Raw genomic sequence first — 23,491 nt, 5'->3', positions numbered from 1 at the left:
GCTGCTGACTTACCTGCGCACAGACAGATCAACCAGATAAACGCTTCTGGCTAGCTAGGTTTACTCTCTGCATGAACGCAGTACAATAACACCTGATAGCCAATGGCCGAGGATAATTATGGCGCTGCTGACAACGGGTAAGCCCTTTATTAAGGATCTGGAGAGCAATGGCGCGATCGCCGTGCGCATGCCCCTGGAGGGAGGATTTGAAGGTCGCTACGAGCGCCGGTTGAAGGCCACCGGTTATGAAACGATGAACCTCACGGCCCGTGGCTTAGGGGATCTGTCATCTTATCTCACCGCTATTCACGGGGTGCGCCCGCCTCACTTGGGTAAGAAAACTTTGGGCAGCGGTGCAGCGGTAGGCTACACCTATTTTATTCCCCCTGTACTTACGTATCGTCTAGATACCATGTCGGCTAAGGCTAAAGGCATGGTGCTATGGCTGATTGAGGGGCATATTTTGTCGCGACAGGAGCTAGCCTATTTGGTTAGCCTGCCAACCCTTGAGCCCCGGGTAAAGGTGGTAGTCGAAATGGGGGGCGATCGCTCCTTTAGCTGGGAGCCTTTGGCCAACCTGATTTAAACCCAATGCCAGTCTAAGATCTGAGGCTGGCCCTCAAAGAGCCGGGTTATCCCCGCTAAAACCCAAGCCCCCATGGACATTGAAACCGCCTCTGGAGCTGTACCAGGGGCTCTTTGTTTAGAAAGCCACCTACCGTTTCCCCATCGATCGCTACAGATGGGGCAGTGGGTGAAGCTAATTTGCGGTGCCAGCTACCAAGACATGCCGACGGTGCGGCGATTGGTGATGCTCTATGCCCTAGCGGGAGTAGATTGCATCGACGTAGCCGCTGATGGGGCGGTGGTGACCGCTGCCCGCCAGGGACTGGCGGATGCTGTGCGCTTGGCAGAGTATTTGAACGACAGCGAAGCATCTTCAGAGCGTTACAACCATCTGATTCCTGGATTGCCCTGGCTCATGGTGAGCCTCAATGACAGTGAAGACCCCCACTTTCGCAAGGCTCACTTCAACGCAGCGCACTGCCCACCCGAGTGCGATCGCCCCTGCGAACCCATCTGTCCTACTGCCGCCATTCAGTTTCAGGCCCCTACGCAAGGGGGAGTGGCTGCGAACCTCTGCTATGGCTGTGGTCGCTGTATCACCGTTTGCCCAATTAATAATATTGAAGCCCAATCTTATCTAGCTCGGCCAGAAGCCTTTTCTAGTGAGCAACTGGCCAAAATTGACGCCGTAGAAATTCACACTCAAACTGGGCATCACGCTCAGTTCGCACAGCTCTGGCAGCGGCTGCAATCCTGGCGACCTCACCTCAAGCTAGTCTCCATTAGCTGCCCAGACCACGACCAAGTGGTGCCGTATCTATGGCACCTCTATCAGCTGATGGCACCGTTAGAGGTGCCCCTGATCTGGCAAACCGATGGTCGACCCATGAGCGGTGACTTGGGTAAAGGCACAACCCACGCCGCCATTCGTCTGGCCCAAAAGATTCTCGATGCAGGGCTACCGGGCTATGTGCAACCCGCTGGCGGTACCAATGGCTACACTGTAGATAAGTTGCTCAATCTCGGTTTGGTCAATACAGCATTTCCACCTCAGCCTGATGCGTCTCAACCCAATGCCTGGCCTTCTCAGCAGGTTGGGATGGCCGCCAATGATACAGCCTTAGCCCCCAAAACTATTTCAGGCATTGCCTACGGTAGCTACGGGCGATCGCAAGTAATGCCGCTGCTTAACGCCCTTGACCAAGAGCTTCAACCCTGGCTGGGGAATGACTCCCTTGACCAGCCCGCTATCGGTCAAAGCACTTCAGTTAGTGACAACTCCAAACCAATCGTTGCCCCTTGGCAGCGGCTAGACAGTAGTGTCTTGGGCCAAAGCCTAGCCTTGGCCCGGCAGCTGGTAGGCCCACTCAAATCCCATAGACATTTTTTACCAACACGTTATGGTTAGCTATAGCGACGATCGCTCGATGAGTGACGGATCGAGCAGCAACGCCCCTGCCGACAATATTTCTGCCATTAATAACCTTGCCGTGGACTTTTTACCCACCGAATCTGAAGGGACAGCCCAGCATCAGTCTGCCCCTGCCCAAGACACACCCATCGATGACCTAGAGCAAATCCTCAGTATTCTACCTCCGTCAATCCGCGCTCAGCTCCTGCACCACCCCCAACGTCAGAGTCTGATTGAGGTCGTTTTAGATCTGGGTCGCCTGCCCGAAGCTAGGTTTTTTGGCAGCGTTGAGTATCTGTCTGAAGAACCCGTTACCCACGCCGATTTGGACCATTGCATCAAGCGGGTGGGCATCTTTGGCGGCGATAACCGAGCCGGCATTGAGAAAACTTTGCACCGCATCAGCGCCATTCGCAATCGCTCTGGGGAAGTGATTGGCCTTACCTGCCGTGTGGGGCGAGCGATTTTTGGCACCATTGGTATGATTCGAGACCTGGTGGAAACAGGTCGGTCCATTCTAATGCTGGGTCGACCCGGTGTAGGTAAGACCACAGCTCTGCGCGAAATCGCCCGAGTGCTAGCCGACGACTTGCAAAAGCGGGTGGTGATCATCGACACCTCCAATGAAATTGCGGGCGATGGCGACATTCCCCATCCCGCCATTGGTCGAGCACGGCGCATGCAGGTAGCCCGCCCTGAAGAACAACATCGAGTCATGATCGAGGCGGTGGAGAACCACATGCCTGAAGTGATTGTCATTGATGAGATTGGCACCGAGCTAGAGGCCTTGGCGGCCCGCACCATCGCTGAGCGTGGGGTACAGCTAGTGGGTACCGCCCACGGCAATCAGCTCGAAAATCTGATTAAAAACCCTACTCTTTCAGACTTAATTGGCGGCATTCAATCGGTCACGCTTGGGGATGAAGAAGCTCGCCGTCGAGGCAGCCAAAAAAGCGTGCTAGAGCGCAAGGCTCCTCCGACCTTTGACATCGCTGTGGAAATGCTAGAGCGGCAGCGCTGGGCCATCCATGAGGATGTGACGGTCACTATTGATAATCTGCTGCGGGGGCGACAGCCAGGGCTACAGATTCGCACTGTGGATGAGAACCAGAAGGTAATCATTACCCACGAGCTGCCGGGCTCAGGGCGAGAGGTCGCCAAGCCATCGCGATCGGGTATGGGCTGGCGCGCAGCAGGGCAAATGGTGCCTCCGACCAATGCCGCGATCGCCCAACGCACCACAGGCAATGGCAACAACATTCGGCCCCTGGGTAAGGTCTATAGCCAAGAACCAACCACTGACCCCATGTTCGCTCATCTGCTAGAGACGACTCCCGATGACGACATCATCGGACCCAATGGGGAGGATGCCATGCGCCTCTATCCCTATGGCCTCAGCCGTTACCAGATTGAGCGGGTGATTCAGACCCTACATATGCCTGTAGTAATTACTAAGGATTTGGACAACGCTGATGCAGTGATCGCACTGCGATCGCATGCTAAGGCCCAAGCCAAGCTCAAGCACATGGCCCAGGGGCGGCAGATTCCTGTCCACTTGGTCAAGTCCAACAGCATTCCCCAGATTACCCGCGCCCTCCAGCGCCTGCTGGATATGGATGACAATCCAGCCGCCATTGACTTAGAACTGTTTAGTCACAGTGGCGGTGACGATGAGCTAGAAGCCTTAGAAGAAGCTCGGCTAGCAGTTGAGCAAATTGTGATTCCCAAAGGCCAGCCTGTTGAACTGCTGCCCCGCTCAGCCCACATCCGCAAGATGCAGCACGAGCTAGCCGAACATTATCGGCTCAAATCCCTCAGCTGCGGCGAAGAACCTAACCGACGGCTGCGCATCTATCCGGCCTGAGGCAGAGCGCCCTCAATCAACCAAAGAATACTATGACCACGGTGCGCTATAGAATGAAAGCACCAAAATGACACCAGCGCAGCTTTAGCACAGGATTTAGTGCCTATTCCCCCTGGCCTGTCGTTTGACCTGACCTCTTTCAAAGAATCCTATGAAATCTTTAATTTCTCGTCTCTTGGCCTTAGTACTCGTGGCCGTTGTTGGCCTCACAGGCTGCGGTGCAGGCGTCAGCGGCAGGCTCAGTGGTGACTATCGCCAAGACACACTGATGCTGGTAGATAGCCTTAGAACCTCGATTAACCTACCTGACGATGACCCCGCCAAGGTAGAGGCCCAAGCTGAGGCCAAGGCCATCATTAGCGACTTTGCCTCTCGCTATCGCCGAGATACTTCTGTAGCAAACCTCAGCTCGTTTACCACTATGCGCACGGCACTGAATGCGATCGCAGGTCACTACAGCAGCTATCCCAACCGCCCCTTGCCTGAAAAGCTCAGGACTCGCGTTGAGCAAGAACTGAAGCAGGTAGAATCGGCCCTAAAGCGCGGAGCTTAGAGACAGAAGCCGCATTCTTTCGCCAATTTTCTGATTAATTCCTAAGAAGAGGTCGTCCAGTGGGCGACCTCTTTTTGCTTCGGACATTACCCTAGAGACAAATTTTTATTTGACGGATTGCCGTCAGCTTGCTAGCATAGCAATTCTGTAGTGAAGTGCGAGTTGGACATGAAAGTCCGTGCGTCTGTGCGCAAGATGTGTGATAAGTGTCGTGTGATCCGCCGCCGTGGCCGGGTCATGGTGATTTGTTCTAACCCCAAGCATAAGCAACGACAGGGGTAACGTAGGGTCTGGCAGGGCTTTTGCAACAGTGTGAATGCCATTTTGATCTGTCAGATGGTGTTGAGTATACTGACTCAAAGCAACTGAATCTAAACATTCTGTTCGAGTTTCTGTATAAGCTTTTGACGGTTTGGGCAGCGGCCTAACATAGCAGACTGAGTAGCCGTAGCTGGGCTGCATGGTTAAAACCACATACTGGGGAGATAGTAAAGGTGGCACGGATAGCAGGCGTGGATTTGCCACGCGACAAACGAGTTGAAATTGGCTTGACCTATATCTACGGTATTGGCCTTACCCGTTCTAAGGAAATTCTCGCTAAAACTGGGGTTAGTCCCGATGTGCGGGTTAAGGACCTAACCGATTCCGATGTAGCAAAGCTACGTGATTCCGTCGAGAGCGACTATCAAGTAGAGGGCGATCTACGACGGTTGGAAAGCATGAACATCAAGCGATTGATGGACATCGGCTCCTACCGTGGACGGCGTCATCGCGCTGGCTTGCCAGTGCGTGGGCAGCGTACCCGAACTAACTCTCGCACCCGTCGAGGCGGCACCCGTCGCACAGTGGCTGGCAAGAAGAAAGCGCCTCGTAAGTAGAACTGCTTCGCCTCCTTAGCCTCCAGTCAACATGGGGGGTTAGAGCAGAAAGCTCGCTAAGCTTTGTAGCGAGTTTTTCTGACTGTTTACCGGTGTTTGCTAGTGTTAGTGGCCCACCGATAATCGCATTGACTCAAGTTTCCTTGAATTGAATTTAGTGACAACGCTATGGCCAAACCAACTCGAAAGACTGGACCTCGAAAGAGTAAGAAGAACGTACCGAGCGGTGTCGCTCACATTCGTTCAACATTCAACAACACCATTGTGACTATTACTGACCAGTCAGGGGAAGCAATTTCCTGGGCTTCAGCAGGCTCTAGTGGATTCAAGGGAGCAAAAAAAGGCACCCCCTTTGCGGCTCAAACGGCGGCTGATAGTGCTGCCCGACGGGCAATGGATCAAGGGATGCGGCAGATTGAAGTTATGGTGAGCGGTCCTGGGGCTGGTCGCGAGACCGCTATTCGTGCCTTGCAGGGAGCGGGTTTGGAAATCACTCTAATTAGAGACGTTACTCCTATTCCCCACAACGGTTGTCGACCACCCAAGCGTCGTCGGGTTTAGGCACTTACTATAGTGTCGTTGGCGCATTTGGCGGGCAGGGTATCGCGAGGTTTAAGGGAGGCAGGATTTTGGCACAGTTTCATGTTGATTGCGTAGAGTCTGTCGTTGAAAACGACCAAAGTCAGTACGGTCGATTTGTCATCGAGCCTTTAGAGCGTAGTCAAGGTACCACCGTAGGCAATGCACTACGGCGGGTATTGCTATCCAACCTAGAGGGTATTGCAATTACAGCCGTGAGAATTGCTGGGGCAACCCACGAGTTCTCAACTATTGTCGGGGTGCGGGAAGATGTTCTTGACATTCTTCTCAACATGAAGGAGATCGTCTTGAGGAGCTACACTAGCCAGCCTCAAATTGGTCGTCTTCTTGTTCAAGGTCCTGCTCGGGTAACTGCGGGTCACTTTGAACTACCCTCTGAAGTAGAAGTGGTCAATCCTGAGCAATATGTGGCGACAGTAGCCGACGGACATACGCTCGAGATGGAGTTTCGGGTTGAGCGCGGCCAGGGCTATCGAGCTGTGGAACGGAGTAAGGATGACGCCACGGCGCTGGACTTTATTCAGCTTGACTCGGTGTTTATGCCAGTCAAAAAGGTCAACTACACTGTCGAAGAGGTTGTTGTCTCTGGGTCCATGCAGCGCGATCAGCTGATCATGGACATCTGGACGAACGGCAGCATTACTCCTCAGCAAGCAATGAGCCAGGCCGCTGACATCCTAGTGGGTCTGTTTATGCCCCTTAAGGATGTCACCCTAGAGCCCAAGTTTGACGAAGAAGTTAAGGAAGAAGATCCCAACAACCAAATTCCTATTGAGGAACTAAGGCTTTCGGTAAGAGCCTACAACTGCCTCAAGCGAGCTCAGATCAATTCTGTGGCCGATCTGTTGGACTTCAGTCAGGAAGACCTCCTAGAGATCAAAAACTTTGGCCAGAAATCTGCCGAAGAGGTGATTGAGGCTCTTCAGGAGCGTTTGGGTATCACCCTGCCCCTTGAGAAGGCGTCTAAGACAGCTTGATTCCAGGGTTGACGTTAGAACCGAAAAGCCTGATGCGCTGAGCCGTTCTGATTGTTCCTTGGTTATCTGTATCTTTTATTTTGTCGTTCATCTGAGTTCAGTCCCATGCGTCACCAGTGCCGCGTTCATCAACTCGGGAAACCTGCAGACCAGCGCAAAGCTCTGCTGCGTTCCCTAACTACGGAGCTAATTCGCCACGGTCGAATCACCACGACTAAAGCTCGAGCTCGAGCCGTGCGTGAAGAAGCTGACCGTATGATTACCCTAGCCAAAGATGGTTCTCTACCGGCTCGTCGCCAGGCAATGGGATATATCTACGACAAGCAGTTAGTCCATGCTCTGTTTAGTCAAGCAAGCGAGCGTTACGGCAGTCGCAATGGCGGTTACACCCGTATCGTCAAAACCGTTCGCCGCCGGGGCGACAACTCAGAGATGGCCATCATTGAGTTGACTTAACCTCTCTCCCCTGCGTTTCTGCTTATTAACCCTTAGCCCGTATTGATGGAGAAGTCGTCAACTATACAGCGAAGTCTGGAAAGCCAGCCCGCAGAGTTTGCTCAGTCAACTCAGCGGGTAGCTTTGGTGGTGCAGTACGTGGGCACCCGCCTCCACGGTTGGCAGTGGCAACCCAATGCTCGTACGGTGCAGGGCGAGATTGAAGCGGCCGTGCGTTCAGTTCTGGGCTATGCGGTGCGTCTTAGCGGTGCAGGGCGGACCGATACGGGTGTTCATGCAGCGGCTCAGGTAGCTCACTTTGATGCGCCTAGCTTTATCCCAGCACACCGTTGGGCCGACGTGCTCAATGCCCGACTGCCGGAGGATATTCTGATTCGAGCTTCGGCGGCAGTGGCTGATACCTGGCATGCTCAGTTCTCAGCCTGCTGGCGGCGCTATCGCTATACCCTTTACACGGGGCAGCGGCCTAATCTGTTTGTGCGTCCTTTCGTCTGGCACTACTACCGTCAATATTTAGACCAGGGAAAAATTCAGGTGGCCCTCGATGCCATGGTGGGCCATCATGATATGGCGGCCTTTCATAGGGCGCGTTCAGGCAAGAGTCATTCCTGGGTAGACCTACAGGTAGCTGAGTGTCACCGCCAAGATACCTTTCTCACTGTTGAGCTTCAGGCCAAGGGTTTTTTGTACGGTATGGTGCGGCTGATTATGGGCTTGGTGGTCAAGGTAGGCAGTGGTGAGTTGACGCCAGTGCAGTTTGGTGAACTGTGGCAACAACGCCAGCGACAGCAGGTTAAGTATGCGGCCCCCGCCCAAGGGTTATGCCTACTTCGGGTCGGCTACGACGACCATCCCTTTGCTCAGGAGGTTTGGTTTGATACTCAGCCCCACTTTTTCTGGGGTCCGGCGGTAGCCTAAGGTTTGTCCAAGTTTGTTTAACTCGTTCGTTTTACTTAGTGTGGTTTATTCAGGAAAGGCAGCTCAAGCGCTATGACTACTAAGACCTACATTCCCCCCACCGATTCTATTCAGAGGCAGTGGCACGTAATCGACGCTGAAGGTCAGCGCCTGGGACGATTGGCCACCGAAATTGCCACCATTCTGCGTGGCAAAAACAAGCCGACCTTTACCCCCCATATGGATACTGGCGACTTTGTTGTCGTAGTGAACGCCGAGAAAGTGGTAGTTACAGGCCGTAAATCTAGCACTAAGCTCTATCGCCGCCACTCGGGTCGTCCGGGGGGAATGAAGGTTGAGACCTTCGACAAGCTCCAGACTCGTATTCCTGCGCGGATTATTGAGCAGGCTGTGAAAGGTATGCTGCCGAAGAATTCTTTAGGTCGCAAGCAGTTCACCAAGCTTAAGGTGTATGCTGGGCCCGAGCATCCTCATCAGGCCCAGAATCCTGTAACCCAAATCGTAAACACTATTCCTGGAGAAGCTAAATAATGCAGGCTACCGATCAATCTGAACGGGCTGTGTACTGGGGTACTGGTCGCCGCAAGACCTCCATCGCGCGGGTACGTCTTGTGCCTGGAAGTGGTCAGCTAGTAATCAACAAGCGCCCTGGTGATGATTACCTACAGTTCAACCCAGCCTATCTCAACGCTACCAAGGCTCCCCTCGAGGTACTGGGTTTGGAGAATGCCTACGATGTTTTAGTCAACGTCAAGGGTGGTGGTCTGACAGGTCAAGCTGATGCAATTCGGCTTGGTGTGGCCCGAGCACTGTGTGAGCTGGACCCCGAAAACCGCAAGCCTCTCAAAGTAGAAGGGTATTTAACCCGCGATCCTCGTGCTAAGGAGCGCCGTAAGTACGGTCTGAAGAAAGCCCGCAAGGCACCTCAGTTCTCCAAGCGCTAGATTGGATCTAGTGATTTAGGCATGGTTTGGCAGGACTCAACTTTTGGGTTTTTGCCACACCGCTAAATCGCTGTTTTGCTCTGCCAAGTCTGTCTCATTCTATTGACGTTGTTTTACACCCTGTTATGGCAAAGTCTGACATTCATCCCAATTGGTATCCCGAGGCCAAGGTCTTCTGCGACGGTAAAGAGATCATGACCGTGGGCTCTACCAAGCCTGAACTACATGTAGACGTATGGTCTGGGAATCACCCTTTCTATACTGGTACCCAGAAAATTATTGACACTGAAGGCCGCGTTGAGCGCTTTCTGCGTAAGTATGGCATGGCTGATACATCGGCTACTACCACCGATGACGCTGCCGACAAGGCCTAGTTTGCTGTGCTGTAGTAGGGCAAGGCATTCTGGCTAGACGGTGGATAAAAGGGGACTATGGCTGAGGCATACTTAATTGAAAAACTCAACTCTGTGGAACAGACGTTTCAAGAGCTAACGCGAAGAATGGCTGACCCTGATGTAGCCAAGGATCCGGATGAGTTTCAGCGTATTGCCAAGTCTAGATCCTCGCTAGAGGAAACGGTCACAACCTACGCTGAGTGGAAATCTACCGGCGAGGAACTGACTGACGCGCGCGAAATCTATAAGGAAGCTAACAGCGATCCTGAGATGAAGGCGATGGCCGGTCTAGAGGTTGAGGCTTTAGATGCAAAGCTAGCGGAGCTAGAAGCTCGACTCAAAGTGCTACTGCTGCCGCGCGATCCCAATGATGACAAGAACATCATGCTGGAGATTCGCGCGGGTACCGGCGGTGATGAGGCGAGCATCTGGGCTGGGGATTTGGTGCGGCTCTATTCTCGCTATGCCGAAACGCAGGGCTGGCGCGTGAAGCTGCTCAGCGAGTCGGCAGCCGACATGGGCGGCTTTAAAGAAGCAATTTTAGAAATTGCGGGCGATCGCGTCTACAGCCAGCTCAAGTTTGAGGCAGGAGTTCACCGTGTTCAGCGGGTACCGGTCACCGAGGCAGGTGGGCGGGTTCATACGTCTACGGCTACTGTGGCAATCATGCCTGAGGTAGACGAAGTGGAAGTGCAAATCGATCCCAAGGATATTGAACTCACCACGGCGCGATCGGGTGGGGCTGGCGGCCAGAACGTCAACAAAGTAGAAACGGCGGTCGATCTAATCCACAAGCCAACGGGCATTCGGGTATTTTGCACTGAGGAGCGATCGCAGCTCAAAAACCGTGAACGGGCCATGCAGATTCTGCGGGCTAAGCTCTTTGACATAAAGATGCGAGAGCAGCAGGAGGCCGTATCTTCGATGCGAAAGTCGCAGGTAGGCAGCGGGGCGCGATCGGAAAAAATTCGCACCTACAACTATAAAGACAATCGGGTGACTGATCATCGCCTCAACCAGAACTTTACCCTCACTCCGGTCTTAGAAGGGGACATTGAAGACCTGATTCAGTCATGCGTCAGCCGAGATCAGCAGGAACGATTGGAAGAGCTGGCGGCTGAGTCATCTGCTGTCTAGGAATCCTTGATATTACGGATAGTGAGGCTACCAGTCAGAAATTTTTTGGCCAAAATCAAACTTCCAAAATTCAAAATCGGGACTAGGCTGAGGAAGTAGCGCTGCGGACAGCCTGATGGCCAAGTTTCTTCACATTGCCGACATTCACCTAGGGTTTGACCGCTACGACACTCCTGAGCGCACCAAGGATTTTTTTCGCGCCTTGCAAACGGTGCTGGAACGATATGCTGTCGGGGAAGGAGTGGATTTTGTGGCGATCGCGGGCGATCTCTTCGAGCACCGCAACATTAAACCCGCCACCCTCAACCAGGCTCAGGTTTGTCTCCAAACACTGAAGGGCGCCAATATTCCAGTGGTGGCCATTGAGGGCAACCACGACAACCGCCCCTATGGCACTCGCACTAGCTGGCTCAAATATCTCTCTGAGTGGAACCTGCTTAAGCTGCTGGAACCTAACGACGGAGCCAATGCCGAAGAGCGGCTCACTCCGTGGGATGACAGCACCCGTTCCGGAGGCTACATTGATCTACCCTGCGGTGTGCGGGTGATTGGATCAAACTGGTATGGGGCCACTGCCCCTCGCGCCATTGAGCTATTAGCTGGCGCAATCAAAGACCTGCCCGCTGGTCCCGACCATACTGTTTTGATGTTTCACCACGGCCTAGAGGGGCAAATCTCTCGCTATGCTGGAGCACTGCGCTATAGCGAACTGCTGCCGCTTAAGGAAGCTGGGGTAGACTATTTGGCCTTAGGACACATCCACAAGAATTACACCGCCGAGGGATGGGTGTTCAATCCTGGCTCTCTGGAAGCTAACAATGTCGAGGAAAGCCGCTATCCTCGAGGGGCTTATCTAGTAGAACTGTTGCCCGATCGCATCGACGCGCAGCTCAAGACGGATTACTTTCAGCGACCCATTGAACGGGTAGAGCTGGTGGCCAAAGGACAGGAAAGCCTAGACGAGCTGAACCAGATGGCCCTAGATTGTGCGATCGCTGCCGCTGCTAAACATCAGAGCAGCATCGCCCCTATTTTGGAGTTAAAAATTACTGGCCAAGTAGGCTTTGATCGGCTCGAACTCGACACACGCCGCCTACAGGAAGCCATCAAAGCCGCCAGCAATGCACTGGTGGTGCTAGTTAAGTATGACGTTGAGGATGTGGCCTACCAAACTCCCCTCAACGATGGCCAAAATCGGGTTGAAATCGAGCAATCTATTTTTGAGGATATGCTTACTGCCCACCGCGACTACAAGAGCAGAGCCCCAGAGCTCGCCCAAGGACTTACAGACCTCAAAGATCGACAGCTTTCTGGAGCAGACGAAATCTCACTCTACGGGCTCGTCGAAACGTTATTGGATTTAGACCGCCCAATAGAATTTTCCGAAGAACCATCAGAACCAACTCAAGACGCCTTAGAGAATTTGCAAGCCAACAGTCAGCCTACATAAACCAGACAGTCAAAAAATGGCGCTGTTGCCAAATCATGGTTACACCGCTTACCGCTACAAAAGCAAACACCAGCTGTCTAAACTGCTGGGCCGACATTTTTGCCAGCACCAGCTTACCCAGCCAGTTAGCCGGTATGGCACCTAACCCAATCACCAGCCCATAGATTAGGTAGTCTGAGCTGAGGCTGCTAAAGGCAGCGTAGGCTGTCAACTTAACTAGGTGTAGCACCGCCTTATTGAATGCTTTAGTAGCTACCATGGCTTCTTTCTCTAACCCGTAGTTTAGGTACAACGGGTTCATCACTGGGCCAGTGCTGCCAATCAGCCCAGACCCAATGGCGTTGATAAAAGACAGCGGCAAAAAGTACCAGGCTTTGACCGCAAACTGAGCACCTTCGGGAGTCAGCAGATGATTGGCAACCATGGTCAGCAGCCCGATGCCGAGCAGTAGTTGTAGGCCCTCTGCATGAACCTGGGTGAGTCCATAGCAGCCAATAATTGCTCCTACCATGGCCCCAGGCACGTACCAGGCCGTTACTTGCCAGTCCACATGGTGCCAAAAAGAAATTCCCCGCTGGGTATTGCCAATCAGCAGTCCGACCGTGATTACTGGAGCTACCGCTGCGGAGCCGAGCAGCAGGGAAATCATGGGAATTAGAATAAACGGACTGCCACCCCCTGCTAACATGCTGAGAAACCAAGCCAGGAAACTAGCAACAAAAAGGCTAACGGCAATCATAGATCAGCGGCAACGGTGGCACGTTGCTTAGTCTAGAGGGCAACTGCTGTCCGCTGCCAAAGTTTGTCTCGCCAACTGTTAACAAACGGTCATCCGCAGGAGGAAGAAACAGAATGGGAATAGTTGGCTATCCTTGAACTTCTCCTTTGCTTTTTTACCCTTAATTAGCGGCGTATGGCGCAGCCCATAGACCCCAAATCCCAAGCTTCTGCCCCTGGCAATCGTGGTGCCTCAGCCAAGCAGGTGTACGAGCAGGCGGTAACTGCCTTTAAAGCTCAAAGCTATGACCAAGCCCTAGCGCTTTTTCAGCGGCTGGGGCAATTGCCGCCGGGTTCTCCTTACTATCTCAAAGCTGTGATGGGGCAGGTGAGAGTATACCAGCGACTGAAGCAGGTTGACCAAGCCCGATTGGGTTGCCAAGTCCTGCTCGACAGTTCTTCATCCGAGGCTCGCCAGTGGGCTCAACAGGTTTTGAGCCAGCTGCCCGATAGAACTAAGGGGGAGGTCCCCTCAGTAACCCAAGAGACCGCCTCACCAACTAAGGCCGATTTAAGTGGCTTTGTGCCGTTAGCAGGCACCACAAGTTCTCAAACCCCACCGCCTTCATCACCAAAACCTGCTTCCAAAACGCCCATTCCCCTCCCTAGTCCAGAAGAACTTAACCAACCAAGGCCGGAAGACGGCAATTTGGACGCCGCTGAAGAGAGGGAACCAGAGTCAACCTACCAATCGCTCTTTCACTTTCAGCAGCTTAACCAGCGCTCGGGTATCGATCAAAACGACAGCGATCGCCCTCCAGAGGCCCCCGTCGATGCAACGATTCCAGCTTCTAATGCTAGTGCTGAGCCCATCTCGCGCCCAAAGGCTATCCCAGGCCATCAGCGGCAGCTCCAAGCTTCTCTGCCAAAGTACCCGCTGGGGCTATGGTTACAGCAAGCCTTTACAGCGATCGCCCTGCTCTGGATAACAAATTGGGCCATTCATTTTGCCCTCAGAACAGCGGATAGATTGCTGCGGTGGGTGCGGTGGCCGGTACAGCTCAGTCTGCCGGGAGCATACCAGAACTACACCGTTTGGGTAATCGGTAGCCTGGTGCTGCTAGCCCTAGCCAGTCCGTGGATTATGGATTTTGTCCTGGCTTTTTGGCATGGCCAAAAGCCTCTATCAACACGCCAGCTCCAGGGACACAGCCCAGGAACACTGCGCCTCTTGCGCCAAGTGTGCCGCCAGCGCGGTTGGCAACTGCCCGAGCTGCGGGTTATTCCCGATCCGGCTCCCCTATGCTTTAGCTATGGCTGGTTGGCGCGCAATACTCGCATCGTCGTCAGCCAAGGCATTTTAGACCAAGGGTCTGATGAAGCCATAACGGCGCTGTATGGGTATGAGCTGGCTCGGATGGTAAACGGTAGCGGGTCGGTTCTCTCAGCGGTAGGGTTGCTGCTGCTGCTGCTCCACACCGCCTACCATCGCCTGGCCCAGGTTGGGGATAGATTGACCCAGTCCTTCCTACGCACCCCCCTTGGAATATTCTCCAGCATCTTTTATGACCTGTTTTGGCTGCTGCGGCAGCTCGTGCTATGGCTGTCGCGAGCGTGCTGTGCCTGGGGCGATCGCCGCGCCACCGTGCTCACACAGCACCCCGACCACCTCGCGGATGAACTGCTACAGCTTACTGAGGCGATCGCAGCCGACATTGAGCAGCGGGGCACCCTCCACCCCTTGCTCACCAGCCTAGAGGTTTTAATGCCCATTAGCAGTCGCCAGGCAGTTACCCCAGGTAGTGTGCTGGCAAAAGCAGGGCCTGATGGTCAAAACCTGAACGTAGCAGACAAATTCTCCAGCGATCGCTTCGCAAATCGCGCCACCACCATCGCTAATCTGATTGCAGTAGACAGCTTCAACCCCTACCGCCAATGGCTGCGCGTCAGCGCCTCCCACCTGCCTTTAGGAGAGAGGCTGCTCGAGCTCAGCCAGCAGGCAACCCTTCGTCAACAGCCCACCGCGATCGCCTTACCGCTAGCATCTTCTACCCCAAGCAGCTTTTCACCCCGGCTACTGCTGCTGCAAAAGAGTCCGCTAGCGGGTCTGCTGATAGGGGGCGGAATTGCCATGGGGTTGTGGTTTGTAGGCGGCATTGTCAATCGGTTGGGTTGGCAGCGGTTAAGCTGGCTCTACCAAGACCCCAGCATTCTGATGGGAGGGCTGTGGTTGGGTCTCGGATTAGGCTTGTTGCTGCGCATTAACGCTCTGTTTCCCGAGCCGGGTAGCTCACCTACTACCCGACAAACCAGCTCCCCAGCCCCAGACAATATCGCAGAGCTGATCAACAACAGCTCAGTCCTCCCTGTACAGGGAAAGCCTATCACCCTCCAAGGCCAGCTACGGGGTGCCACCGGGTTAGAAAACTGGGGTTGCCAAAATTTGTACCTTGAAGATACCTCAGGGCTAGTCAAACTGGTTAACCCAGTCCCCTTGGGCAGTCTTCAGGGGTTATTTCAGCACCACCCCCGGCAATGGATTGGTCAAGCTGTTACGGTCAGTGGCTGGAGTCGCTATGGCGGCGGCCTGTTATGGGTCGACGTTCATCAAGTGCAGCTGGACTCCCGTCATCGCTTTCAGGCCTATGGGCCGATTTGGGCTACGCTCTTGAGCTTAGTTATCAGCCTGATTGGAGTTTTGACAATTTTCCGAGGGGGCTAACCGAGACAACGTAAAGTTGTGTTGCGGAAACGGTGCATTCAATGTTAAGTTAGTTTACAGAAACGCATTCCTGGGTTCCAGGGTTAACCGTTCAGGGTTGGCTTTGGGGATTGTTAGGTAATGGGTTCTCCTACTCTCAACACAGCAAATGAACCAGCCCTCGTCGGCTGGTTTTTATTTGGAACCAATTTTGGTTAGCAGTGGCGCCAGTCGCGGGGCTCTGACGTGTTACGGTAATAGATAATTGTAGAGAGGGATGGAGCGCTAGCATTTCATCAACCAAGGACCTAGTTCATGGTCTACGCAGGTTAGATCTTTCCTTTGGAAGATGATTGAGGTAGGTAGCTTCTGGGAGACTTGCAGAGTTTGATAAGTCGTTTCTTTCCAGGGCGACAGTTGCGATCATTTCCTAAGGTTTGGGGTTTTAAGATTATTCCCAACGATAGATTAGAGCCTAGGGGCGATCGCACTGAGCAAGAATTTGTTAAGTTGATACAGGATTTAGATTTGACGTTTTAACACGACTTTATTGGGCTTTTTGGAGCAAAATCTGTAATCCTGATAGAAATTGATTGTGTGAATAGGGTTGTCAAAGGTGGCGGTTGACTTGCTATTCAAACTTCACTTGGCAAGTCATCGATTTCGATTTTGGCCCTTTGTTTTAGAACACCAGAGGTATATCAAATGTCAATTCGCCTTTACGTCGGTAACCTTTCTAAGGATCTAGAGCGGCAGGAGTTTGAAAACGTTTTTGCCGACTTCAACGATGACCTAGTCTCTGTCAAGCTGATTGCCGATAAAAAAACCGGAAAATGTCGGGGATTTGGCTTCGTAACCGTAAAGACCGACGAAAAGGCCGATGAGATTGTTGAAAAACTAAACGGCCAAATGCTCGCGGAATTGCCCATTAAAATTGAAAAGGCGCTACCCCGCACCAAGCCCGAGGGTGAAGGGGAAGCTCGCCCCAGCGGCGGCGAATCAACCGGTAAGCGGCCGGCTAAAAGCAACACTCGCAAGGCCTCTACCTCAGCGACGGCGGCCACCAGCAGTGCCTCTGTTCAGCCTGATCCTCGCTGGGCTGGCGAATTGGAGAAGCTTAAGCAGATGCTGGCGACCCAAACGACCTCTAGCTAGACTGCTCCAGACGTAGTCCCATTCTTAGTAACGCCTAGGCCGTAGAGACAAAGCTCTCTACGGCCTCTTTTGTTGGCGGTAGCCCACACCGCGATCAGCATCGATTGGTCTGGGTTTCAGCCACCTGTTTTAGGCGGCGCAGCTGAGCCGCCATGTCTCGCTGAGTCAAGCTGGCGGCAAACCAGTTAAATCCAGCTTGTACGATGGGGTTAGGAATCTCAAACTCAAACCGATTTAGCAGTCGGGTGCCTGCTGGTTCGGGGGTGCATTCCCAGTGATCGCGCCCCTCAAAAAATCCTTCAAACGCCCACACAATCAGCCCTGGTTGACGCTCAACTACGGTACTGATCAACGCAGGCTGCCATAGCGGCACCTGAATCACAAATCGGCTTTTGGCTCCCAGATCGGTGCTCCAGTCGCCGATGGGGTCGCAACGTAGGGCCGGGTTGAGCCAGCGGTGCATCAGGTCTTGGCGAGTTAAACACTGTTCGACCTGGCTGGCGCTAGCGGTGATGGAAATGCTGTGCTCAATGACGCGGCGAGTAGACATCTTGACGGACTCCTGAGAAAATCAGCCCGAGTGTAGGTACCAAAATCCTCAAAAACTTGTATTTTTGGGGAGTTTCCATCGCAACTGCCCTGGGCGGTCTCGTTTTTAAGCTGAAACGCTGGTTCATGGAATGACATGATTTGGCTATCAGTTTATTTGCCTGTAGTGAATGGCTAACAGTCGAGGTCGCGCAACGGCCCCCTGCACGGTGCTCTTTCAGGATGCTCCCAACTACAAGGATCATGATTGATTTTTTCTCTCTAACACTGCTCCAGGTGACTGAGCCTGGAGTTCAACCTACCAACTCTGAGCCGCTAACTGGCCCTGTGGAGTCTTCCAGCCGCTTTGTGCAAGAGGCTTCTGGGCAACTGGGGCGATTTTTGCCCAGCTTAATTGGGGCGATCGCGCTGCTGCTGCTGGGCTGGCTTATAGCTACAGTGGCAGCCTTGGTGGTGCGCAGTCTACTGCGGCGTACCGACCTGGATAACCGCCTTGCCAACTGGGCTTTGGGTCGCTCGCCGGATCAGTCGATACCCATTGAGAAGTGGGTATCGACCCTCGTGTATTGGGTGATTTTTCTGTTCGCCATTGTGGCGTCGCTCAACGCCCTTAACTTGGCCGGGGTGTCGGCCCCGCTCAACAATTTTCTCGACCAAATCTTTCTCTACATACCCCGCATTGGTGGCGCGCTGCTGCTGCTAGGGGTGGCCTGGCTGGCGGCGACTCTGGTGCGATCGCTCGTTGTCAATGGCCTAGGTCGATTCAACTTAGATGACCGCCTGGCCCAGCAGACTGGCATGGACCAAGGCAGTTCCCCGGTCGTGCTGAATGAAACCATCGGCAACGTGCTGTACTGGTTTATTCTGCTGCTATTTATTCCGCTAATTTTGAGCGCCCTGCAGCTGCCCGGGCTGCTGGCTCCGGTGGAAGGGTTAATTAATTCTTTCCTCCAAGCTATTCCCCGCATTGTCACCGCTGGAATTGTCCTAGCTATTGGCTGGGTGATTGCTCGGATTGTGCGCGGCGTGGTGACCAATCTGCTGCTGGCTGCTGGGGTCGACCAGCTGGGTCGCCGAATGGGGCTGCAAAGCAGCGCGACAGGGGGTGTTTCCCTCGCCAGTCTAGCTGGCACCTTAGCCTACGTGCTGGTGCTCATCCCCGCTGTGGTAGCCGCCCTCAACGAGCTTGATATTGAGGCTATTTCGGCTCCCGCCATTGGGATGCTGGAGCAGATTTTGACCGCGATTCCTCAAGTGATTATGGCTGGGGTTGTGATTGCCGCTGCCTACTTTGTAGGGCGCTTTGTGGCTGACCTGGTCACGAGCTTGCTGCGGGGAGCTGGGTTTGACAACATATTGGGCATTTTGGGGCTACCAGAGTTAAATCTGGGCACAGGAGCTACGGTACAGTCTGGGCTCGACGCCGAAGGCCGTCCCATGGCTATGGTGCAGACCCCAAGCCGCACCCCTTCGGAGATCGTTGGCATTATCACCCTGGTGGCGATCGTGCTGTTTGGGGCCGTGACCGCCACAGAAATTCTCAATTTCGCCGGTCTAACGGAGATTGTGCGGGCAATTCTGCGCATTGGAGCCCGGGTGCTCAGTGGCGTAGTGGTATTTGCGGTAGGCCTCTACCTGGCCAATTTGGCCTTTCGCCTGGTCAACGCCATGGGCACTGGACAGGCAAGGGTACTGGCCCAAGCGGCTCGCATCGCCATCTTGATTTTTGTAGGAGCTATGGCCCTACAGCAGATGGGAGTGGCTCCTGACATCGTCAACTTAGCCTTTGGGCTACTGCTGGGTGCGATCGCAGTGGCGATCGCGATCGCCTTCGGTCTGGGTGGGCGCGACGTTGCCGCTGACCAGCTGCGGGAGTGGCTATCTTCCTTTAAACAACGCCAATAATCGCTCTAACTAACCCCTAAGAGCACCGGCAACCGGCCGGAGGGTTGACCCCTCCGGCCGGTTGCCGCGTTAGTATGATTAACTCGGCCTTAACAAACCGGTTTAGGGGTTGTAACCCAGAGCTAGTGGTATCTATGGACAGCTAAGACCAGGTCCAATCCATAGGTCTAGATACCAAATAACCGGAATAGGAAAACCCCGAATGGGGTAACCGGGAGTCATTTTTAGGGGAGTCTTAAAACAATGGCCACGGTAGAGCGGCGCAGTAGCAAACCAGAGGCCAATCTCAGCGACCCTCAGTACTACATTAGCCGCGAGCTGAGCTGGATAGAGTTCAACCGGCGGGTGCTCCACGAAGGACTAGACGAGCGCACTCCACTGTTAGAAGCGCTGAAGTTTTTAGCAATTTTTAGCAACAACCTAGACGAATACTTTATGGTGCGGGTAGCGGCCCTCAAGCAGCGGATCGAGGCCCAGGTCACCCGGCGATCGCCCGATGGGCGATCGCCCCAGGAGCACCTCAACGATATCAGCGCCACGCTGCGCCCTATTGTCGAACAGCAGCATCGGGCCTTCAACACTGACTTGAGGCAGCAGATGGCCGACCAGGGGATTTGGCTACTCGACTATGAAGAGCTGTCAGCGGCCCAGCAAACCTACTGCCGCGACTACTTTGAAGAGCAAGTTTTCCCGGTTTTAACCCCCTTGGCCGTCGATCCAGGACATCCATTTCCGTACATTTCGAACCTCAGCCTAAACCTGGCCGTTGTGGTGAGAGACCCTCGTACCCAACAGCCTCACTTTGCCCGAATTAAAGTCCCTCGAGTGCTACCCCGGTTTATTCCCTTACCAGAACCCCAGGGTGAAGAACCCGACGGCAAAACCTATCGCTGGTTGGGGGTACCCCTCGAACAGATCATTGCCGCCAATCTGTCCGCGCTTTTCCCAGGCATGGTGGTGCAGGAACACTCCTGCTTTCGCATTACCCGCGACGCCGATCTGGCCGTCGAGGAAGACGAAGCCGACGATTTGATGCTCGCCGTTGAACAAGAACTGCGTAAGCGTCGCTGGGGCGGCTCGGCGGTACGCATGGAAATTCAGCGGGACACCTCAGGCCCGGTGCGCGCGATGCTGACAGAAGAACTGGGCCTGGCCGAAACCGATGTGTACAACGTCGACGGGTTGCTGGGGCTAGGAGATCTCATGACCTTCATGGCTCTTCCCCTGCCCAACCTTAAAGCCCCCAGTTGGACAGCCGCTGTGCCTCCTGCCCTAGAGCGCCTCAGCCCGCCAGGGGTCGATGACGACGACACGACCCTTGAAACCGCCGAAGAGCTATTCTCGCTGCTGCGGTGTCAAGAGCAGCTTGTCCACCATCCCTATCACTCGTTTTCAGCGACGGTGCAACGATTTATCACTCAGGCAGCCCACGACCCCCAAGTGCTGGCCATCAAGATGACGTTGTACCGGACCTCCGGCGATTCTCCCATTGTCAGCTCCCTGATTTCTGCCGCAGAAAACGGTAAACAGGTGACTGTCTTGGTCGAAATCAAGGCCCGCTTTGACGAAGAAAATAACATCAACTGGGCCCGCAAGCTTGAACAGTCAGGCGTGCACGTGGTCTATGGCCTGGTGGGCCTCAAAACCCACTGCAAAGTCACGCTGGTGGTGCGCCGGGAGGGACAGCACATCCGTCGGTACTATCACATCGGCACCGGCAACTACAATCCCAAAACCGCCAGGATCTACACTGACCTCGGTTTACTCAGCGCCCGAGAGGATGTAGGGGCCGACATCTCTGACATATTCAACTATCTCACTGGCTATTCTCGCCAGCAGGTCTACCGACAGCTGCTCGTTGCCCCCCTCACCCTGCGCCAGCGATTAGTGAGCCTGATCGAGCATGAAATAGCCTGCCAAAAAAAGGGCAAGGGGGGCCGCATCATCGTCAAGATGAATTCTCTGGTAGACCCAGATTTAATTGCGCTACTCTATCAGGCGTCCCAGGCAGGGGTCTCAATCGATTTGATTGTGCGAGGCATCTGCTGCCTGCGGCCAGGGGTGCCGGGGGTGAGCGACAATATTCGCGTCATCAGCATCGTAGGGCAGTTCCTAGAGCACTCTCGCATTTTGTATTTTCAGCAGGGGGGAGAGGAGGTTGTGCTGCTGGGCAGCGCCGACTGGATGCCGCGCAACCTCGATCGCCGCGTGGAGGTGATGGCGCCCGTTACTGACCCAGCGCTGCAAGCAGAGCTCAAGGCCGTGCTCAACCTGTGCCTAGAAGACAACCGGCAGGCTTGGGATTTGGCGACCGACGGCAGCTACCGCCAGCGTCGCCCTAGGGAAGACGAGAAAATCCGCAGTGTTCAGGAGCAGCTAATGGCCAACGCGGGCAAATCTTTAGCGGGGTGAATGACTCCAGCGAAATACTACCACCCCCAACCCTGACAGCAGCGTTAGCCCCAGTAGCCCGGCCAGGGGATTGCCGTTCAAACCAGTTACCCAGTCGGGGACGACACCAGTGGGCTGAAGTAAGTTACCCACCTCAAGCAAATAGTAGCCCCACACCAGACCAGCGTGGAGACCTACTGGATGGCCCAACCCAGTTTTGTTGAGTCCTACGGGTATTCGGCGGGCCCAGCCCAGCACCAGACCCAACAGCAAAAGCCCTGCTAGCTGAGGCAGCAGGGCCAAAATCGCATCGAGGGGCTTGATGAAGTGGGCGATCGCAAAAATTAGGCTAGTTGCCCCCAAAGCTATACCTGGCGACCAACTCTGCTCCAACTCCCGCAGCAGCCAGCCTCGAAACAACACCTCCTCCGACCAACCGACAGCGGTAGCAGCCAGAGCTCCAATTAGAGCTGTTTGCAACAGACTGACACCCCGCGCACCATCCGCGTCCAGCACGGCCCAGCCTAAAGCCAGCTGCACTACCGCCAGTAGTGCCAGGCTCACTGCTCCGATCAAAGCACCTGTTGCCATGCCCTGGCCCAATTCTCGGCGGCCGGCAAACCCAATTTTGGTCCAAGGCTGCGTTTCAGCGTGCACCGCCCGTTCCCAGCGCGGCAGCACCAGCAAAAAGACAACGTAAAGCAAAGCAGTAGGAAATAAATCGCCCCCCGGCAGCAGGCTACGCGCAGCTAAGCCATAAAGCGGCAAAGCAAAGGGCAACCAGAGCACCACCACAATTAGCAAAAAGACCACTACTCGCACCAGTGGTGGGTAGTGGGCCAGCTTAGCCCAGGGCAGCTTAACCCCAGACAGCTTATTCATCTGGCTCGATAGTGCTAGTCAGTCCTAGGTTGCACAGTCCTTCGCTATAAAACTCAGCATGTTCGAGGGCACAGGTAATCACCAAAGCTACCCCAGCGGTGTGGGCCTGCATCATGATGTCAACAGCCTGAGGCATCGTCAAACTGGGCACCACCTTTAGCAGTGACTCCACCACATGCTCCATTGAGTTGAAGGCGTCGTTGTGAAGCAACACTCGGTAGCGGGGCGCAGGCTTGCGCACTGTAGATGTCGTAGTCCGCTCGATGGTTTCAACTGACACAGTAATACCTCCTTGCGAAGCTCCAAGGCAGAGATTTCCAAGAATATCCTTGCCCAGGTCAACTTTCCCATCATAAAACTTCACGATGGTTTTAGCATGGCACTAGAGGTAGGCTTGAAAAATTTCAACCCGGCCCTACCCAGCTCACGGCTATGACTTAGTTCAGCAATGGTCTGACATTTAGTCTGGTGAAAGAGAATGAAACCATTGTTGTGACCATTCAGCCTGTTCAAAAATTCCAGCGATCGCACCAATACGATGGGTACCATAGGAGACAGTTGACAGGCGCTACTGTCCCATTCGTTTTCCTGTTGGATCGTTCATGACTCTGGTTACAGGCCAAATCGTATTCTTAGAGTGCCGCCAAACCCGTCTTTATGCTGAAGTCATTCAGGTATTAGCACTTCGCCCCACCGGCTGGATAAGGCCTTTGGCGCTGGTCAGCGAAACCGAGATGATTGCCCTGGGAGCAGACTTTGACGCCACAAGTCTGACAGCTACCAAACCAGCAGTACCCGACATGCTCTGGCCTCTAGAGCAGCTGCAACCGGCCTTAGACACCGAAGTCATTCCGCTGCTAGCCAGCCTCTCGGCTAAATCCCCAAACTCAGCATCCGTATTACCTCCAGACTCTGACCGCAGACATTTAACTGTCAACGAGTTTGTGCAGTGGCTATGGGCCGATCGCCAAGCTTCAGACCCAAGCAGCTTCCATGACTAAGCAACAATCCGGACGGGTTCTGTAAAGCTTTCATAAAGAT

Annotated in this window: 24 protein-coding genes; 20 read left to right on the top strand and 4 right to left on the bottom strand. The window is 54.1% G+C overall.

Annotation, left to right across the window (positions count from 1 at the left end; genetic code table 11):
* Positions 1-118 precede the first annotated feature (118 nt).
* The 15 genes from ndhN to NC979_RS00205 all read left to right on the top strand — a co-directional run bounded on the left by ndhN (position 119) and on the right by NC979_RS00205 (position 12,150).
* Positions 119-586 (top strand): NAD(P)H-quinone oxidoreductase subunit N, encoded by a 468-nt coding sequence (gene ndhN, locus NC979_RS00275; protein ID WP_190522662.1) that lies wholly within the window; start codon positions 119-121, stop codon positions 584-586.
* A 72-nt stretch (positions 587-658) separates the two neighbouring features.
* Complete coding sequence (gene ldpA / locus NC979_RS00270) at positions 659-1,975, top strand: circadian clock protein LdpA (RefSeq protein WP_190522660.1); 1,317 nt, start codon at positions 659-661, stop codon at positions 1,973-1,975.
* On the top strand, positions 1,968-3,842 hold the full coding sequence (locus tag NC979_RS00265; protein ID WP_190522658.1) for a R3H domain-containing nucleic acid-binding protein: 1,875 nt from the start codon (positions 1,968-1,970) through the stop codon (positions 3,840-3,842). Before ldpA ends, NC979_RS00265 begins: the two co-directional genes overlap by 8 nt.
* 151 nt (positions 3,843-3,993) lie before the next feature.
* Entirely contained in the window at positions 3,994-4,395 is a 402-nt protein-coding gene (gene psb27, locus NC979_RS00260) for a photosystem II protein Psb27 (RefSeq protein ID WP_190522656.1), read from the top strand.
* A gap of 168 nt (positions 4,396-4,563) precedes the next feature.
* Complete coding sequence (gene rpmJ / locus NC979_RS00255) at positions 4,564-4,677, top strand: 50S ribosomal protein L36 (RefSeq protein WP_071527191.1); 114 nt, start codon at positions 4,564-4,566, stop codon at positions 4,675-4,677.
* Between the two features lie 212 nt (positions 4,678-4,889).
* Positions 4,890-5,273 (top strand): 30S ribosomal protein S13, encoded by a 384-nt coding sequence (gene rpsM / locus NC979_RS00250; protein WP_190522654.1) that lies wholly within the window; start codon positions 4,890-4,892, stop codon positions 5,271-5,273.
* A 168-nt stretch (positions 5,274-5,441) separates the two neighbouring features.
* Positions 5,442-5,834 carry a 30S ribosomal protein S11 gene (rpsK, locus tag NC979_RS00245; protein WP_073609638.1) on the top strand — a complete coding sequence of 131 codons (393 nt, stop codon included), beginning with the start codon at positions 5,442-5,444 and terminating at the stop codon, positions 5,832-5,834.
* A gap of 68 nt (positions 5,835-5,902) precedes the next feature.
* Entirely contained in the window at positions 5,903-6,850 is a 948-nt protein-coding gene (locus NC979_RS00240) for a DNA-directed RNA polymerase subunit alpha (RefSeq protein WP_190522652.1), read from the top strand.
* A 105-nt stretch (positions 6,851-6,955) separates the two neighbouring features.
* Positions 6,956-7,306, top strand: a complete 351-nt coding sequence (gene rplQ / locus NC979_RS00235; RefSeq protein WP_190522649.1) for a 50S ribosomal protein L17 — start codon at positions 6,956-6,958, stop codon at positions 7,304-7,306.
* A 45-nt stretch (positions 7,307-7,351) separates the two neighbouring features.
* A complete protein-coding gene (gene truA, locus NC979_RS00230) occupies positions 7,352-8,224 on the top strand; it encodes a tRNA pseudouridine(38-40) synthase TruA (RefSeq protein WP_190522647.1) in 873 nt (290 codons plus the stop codon).
* Positions 8,225-8,296: 72 nt separating this feature from the next.
* Complete coding sequence (gene rplM, locus NC979_RS00225) at positions 8,297-8,755, top strand: 50S ribosomal protein L13 (RefSeq protein WP_190522645.1); 459 nt, start codon at positions 8,297-8,299, stop codon at positions 8,753-8,755.
* Positions 8,755-9,168, top strand: a complete 414-nt coding sequence (gene rpsI / locus NC979_RS00220) for a 30S ribosomal protein S9 (protein WP_073609642.1) — start codon at positions 8,755-8,757, stop codon at positions 9,166-9,168. The genes rplM and rpsI overlap by 1 nt, the downstream gene beginning before the upstream one ends.
* A gap of 125 nt (positions 9,169-9,293) precedes the next feature.
* Positions 9,294-9,542 carry a 50S ribosomal protein L31 gene (gene rpmE, locus NC979_RS00215; protein ID WP_190522642.1) on the top strand — a complete coding sequence of 83 codons (249 nt, stop codon included), beginning with the start codon at positions 9,294-9,296 and terminating at the stop codon, positions 9,540-9,542.
* Between the two features lie 57 nt (positions 9,543-9,599).
* Complete coding sequence (gene prfA, locus NC979_RS00210) at positions 9,600-10,700, top strand: peptide chain release factor 1 (protein WP_190522640.1); 1,101 nt, start codon at positions 9,600-9,602, stop codon at positions 10,698-10,700.
* Positions 10,701-10,815: 115 nt separating this feature from the next.
* The gene (locus NC979_RS00205) at positions 10,816-12,150 is read left to right on the top strand and encodes a metallophosphoesterase family protein (RefSeq protein WP_190522638.1); all 1,335 of its coding nucleotides are present in this window, start codon (positions 10,816-10,818) and stop codon (positions 12,148-12,150) included.
* Here the strand turns inward: NC979_RS00205 and NC979_RS00200 are convergent.
* Complete coding sequence (locus NC979_RS00200; RefSeq protein WP_190522636.1) at positions 12,143-12,889, bottom strand: sulfite exporter TauE/SafE family protein; 747 nt, start codon at positions 12,887-12,889, stop codon at positions 12,143-12,145. The genes NC979_RS00205 and NC979_RS00200 overlap by 8 nt on opposite strands.
* A gap of 174 nt (positions 12,890-13,063) precedes the next feature.
* Here NC979_RS00200 and NC979_RS00195 point away from each other — a divergent pair, with 174 nt between their 5' ends.
* Entirely contained in the window at positions 13,064-15,589 is a 2,526-nt protein-coding gene (locus NC979_RS00195) for a M48 family metalloprotease (RefSeq protein ID WP_190522634.1), read from the top strand.
* Positions 15,590-16,273: 684 nt separating this feature from the next.
* The gene (locus tag NC979_RS00190; RefSeq protein WP_190522632.1) at positions 16,274-16,723 is read left to right on the top strand and encodes an RNA recognition motif domain-containing protein; all 450 of its coding nucleotides are present in this window, start codon (positions 16,274-16,276) and stop codon (positions 16,721-16,723) included.
* 94 nt (positions 16,724-16,817) lie between these two features.
* Here the strand turns inward: NC979_RS00190 and NC979_RS00185 are convergent, their stop codons facing one another.
* On the bottom strand, positions 16,818-17,273 hold the full coding sequence (locus NC979_RS00185; RefSeq protein WP_190522629.1) for an SRPBCC family protein: 456 nt from the start codon (positions 17,271-17,273) through the stop codon (positions 16,818-16,820).
* A 242-nt stretch (positions 17,274-17,515) separates the two neighbouring features.
* On the opposite strand from NC979_RS00185, the gene NC979_RS00180 reads away from it, so the two are divergent.
* Both NC979_RS00180 and ppk1 read left to right on the top strand, forming a co-directional pair.
* A complete protein-coding gene (locus NC979_RS00180; protein WP_190522628.1) occupies positions 17,516-19,177 on the top strand; it encodes a mechanosensitive ion channel in 1,662 nt (553 codons plus the stop codon).
* A 243-nt stretch (positions 19,178-19,420) separates the two neighbouring features.
* The gene (gene ppk1, locus NC979_RS00175) at positions 19,421-21,589 is read left to right on the top strand and encodes a polyphosphate kinase 1 (RefSeq protein WP_190522626.1); all 2,169 of its coding nucleotides are present in this window, start codon (positions 19,421-19,423) and stop codon (positions 21,587-21,589) included.
* Here the strand turns inward: ppk1 and NC979_RS00170 are convergent.
* Both NC979_RS00170 and clpS read right to left on the bottom strand, forming a co-directional pair.
* A complete protein-coding gene (locus tag NC979_RS00170; RefSeq protein WP_190522624.1) occupies positions 21,578-22,450 on the bottom strand; it encodes a CPBP family intramembrane glutamic endopeptidase in 873 nt (290 codons plus the stop codon). The genes ppk1 and NC979_RS00170 overlap by 12 nt on opposite strands.
* Complete coding sequence (clpS, locus tag NC979_RS00165; protein WP_190522622.1) at positions 22,443-22,730, bottom strand: ATP-dependent Clp protease adapter ClpS; 288 nt, start codon at positions 22,728-22,730, stop codon at positions 22,443-22,445. The genes NC979_RS00170 and clpS overlap by 8 nt, the downstream gene beginning before the upstream one ends.
* Before the next feature lie 322 nt (positions 22,731-23,052).
* Between clpS and NC979_RS00160 the strand changes: the two genes are divergently transcribed.
* Positions 23,053-23,451, top strand: a complete 399-nt coding sequence (locus NC979_RS00160; protein WP_190522620.1) for a hypothetical protein — start codon at positions 23,053-23,055, stop codon at positions 23,449-23,451.
* Positions 23,452-23,491: the final 40 nt, after the last annotated feature.

It is taken from the genome of Leptolyngbya subtilissima AS-A7 (assembly GCF_039962255.1).
Classification (GTDB): Bacteria; Cyanobacteriota; Cyanobacteriia; order Phormidesmidales; family Phormidesmidaceae; genus Nodosilinea.
Note: the sequence above shows the minus strand (reverse complement) of the source record. Positions and strands in the feature narration are given on the sequence as shown.

Excerpts from the sequence above, each read along its gene's own strand:
- ndhN (WP_190522662.1), top strand. The coding sequence starts at position 119 with ATGGCGCTGCTGACAACGGGTAAGCCCTTTATTAAGGATCTGGAGAGC.
- ldpA (WP_190522660.1), top strand. The coding sequence starts at position 659 with ATGGACATTGAAACCGCCTCTGGAGCTGTACCAGGGGCTCTTTGTTTA.
- NC979_RS00265 (WP_190522658.1), top strand. The coding sequence starts at position 1,968 with ATGGTTAGCTATAGCGACGATCGCTCGATGAGTGACGGATCGAGCAGC.
- psb27 (WP_190522656.1), top strand. The coding sequence starts at position 3,994 with ATGAAATCTTTAATTTCTCGTCTCTTGGCCTTAGTACTCGTGGCCGTT.
- rpmJ (WP_071527191.1), top strand. The coding sequence starts at position 4,564 with ATGAAAGTCCGTGCGTCTGTGCGCAAGATGTGTGATAAGTGTCGTGTG.
- rpsK (WP_073609638.1), top strand. The coding sequence starts at position 5,442 with ATGGCCAAACCAACTCGAAAGACTGGACCTCGAAAGAGTAAGAAGAAC.
- rplQ (WP_190522649.1), top strand. The coding sequence starts at position 6,956 with ATGCGTCACCAGTGCCGCGTTCATCAACTCGGGAAACCTGCAGACCAG.
- truA (WP_190522647.1), top strand. The coding sequence starts at position 7,352 with ATGGAGAAGTCGTCAACTATACAGCGAAGTCTGGAAAGCCAGCCCGCA.
- rplM (WP_190522645.1), top strand. The coding sequence starts at position 8,297 with ATGACTACTAAGACCTACATTCCCCCCACCGATTCTATTCAGAGGCAG.
- rpsI (WP_073609642.1), top strand. The coding sequence starts at position 8,755 with ATGCAGGCTACCGATCAATCTGAACGGGCTGTGTACTGGGGTACTGGT.
- rpmE (WP_190522642.1), top strand. The coding sequence starts at position 9,294 with ATGGCAAAGTCTGACATTCATCCCAATTGGTATCCCGAGGCCAAGGTC.
- prfA (WP_190522640.1), top strand. The coding sequence starts at position 9,600 with ATGGCTGAGGCATACTTAATTGAAAAACTCAACTCTGTGGAACAGACG.
- NC979_RS00205 (WP_190522638.1), top strand. The coding sequence starts at position 10,816 with ATGGCCAAGTTTCTTCACATTGCCGACATTCACCTAGGGTTTGACCGC.
- NC979_RS00200 (WP_190522636.1), bottom strand. The coding sequence starts at position 12,889 with ATGATTGCCGTTAGCCTTTTTGTTGCTAGTTTCCTGGCTTGGTTTCTC.
- NC979_RS00195 (WP_190522634.1), top strand. The coding sequence starts at position 13,064 with ATGGCGCAGCCCATAGACCCCAAATCCCAAGCTTCTGCCCCTGGCAAT.
- NC979_RS00190 (WP_190522632.1), top strand. The coding sequence starts at position 16,274 with ATGTCAATTCGCCTTTACGTCGGTAACCTTTCTAAGGATCTAGAGCGG.
- NC979_RS00185 (WP_190522629.1), bottom strand. The coding sequence starts at position 17,273 with ATGTCTACTCGCCGCGTCATTGAGCACAGCATTTCCATCACCGCTAGC.
- NC979_RS00180 (WP_190522628.1), top strand. The coding sequence starts at position 17,516 with ATGATTGATTTTTTCTCTCTAACACTGCTCCAGGTGACTGAGCCTGGA.
- ppk1 (WP_190522626.1), top strand. The coding sequence starts at position 19,421 with ATGGCCACGGTAGAGCGGCGCAGTAGCAAACCAGAGGCCAATCTCAGC.
- NC979_RS00170 (WP_190522624.1), bottom strand. The coding sequence starts at position 22,450 with ATGAATAAGCTGTCTGGGGTTAAGCTGCCCTGGGCTAAGCTGGCCCAC.
- NC979_RS00160 (WP_190522620.1), top strand. The coding sequence starts at position 23,053 with ATGACTCTGGTTACAGGCCAAATCGTATTCTTAGAGTGCCGCCAAACC.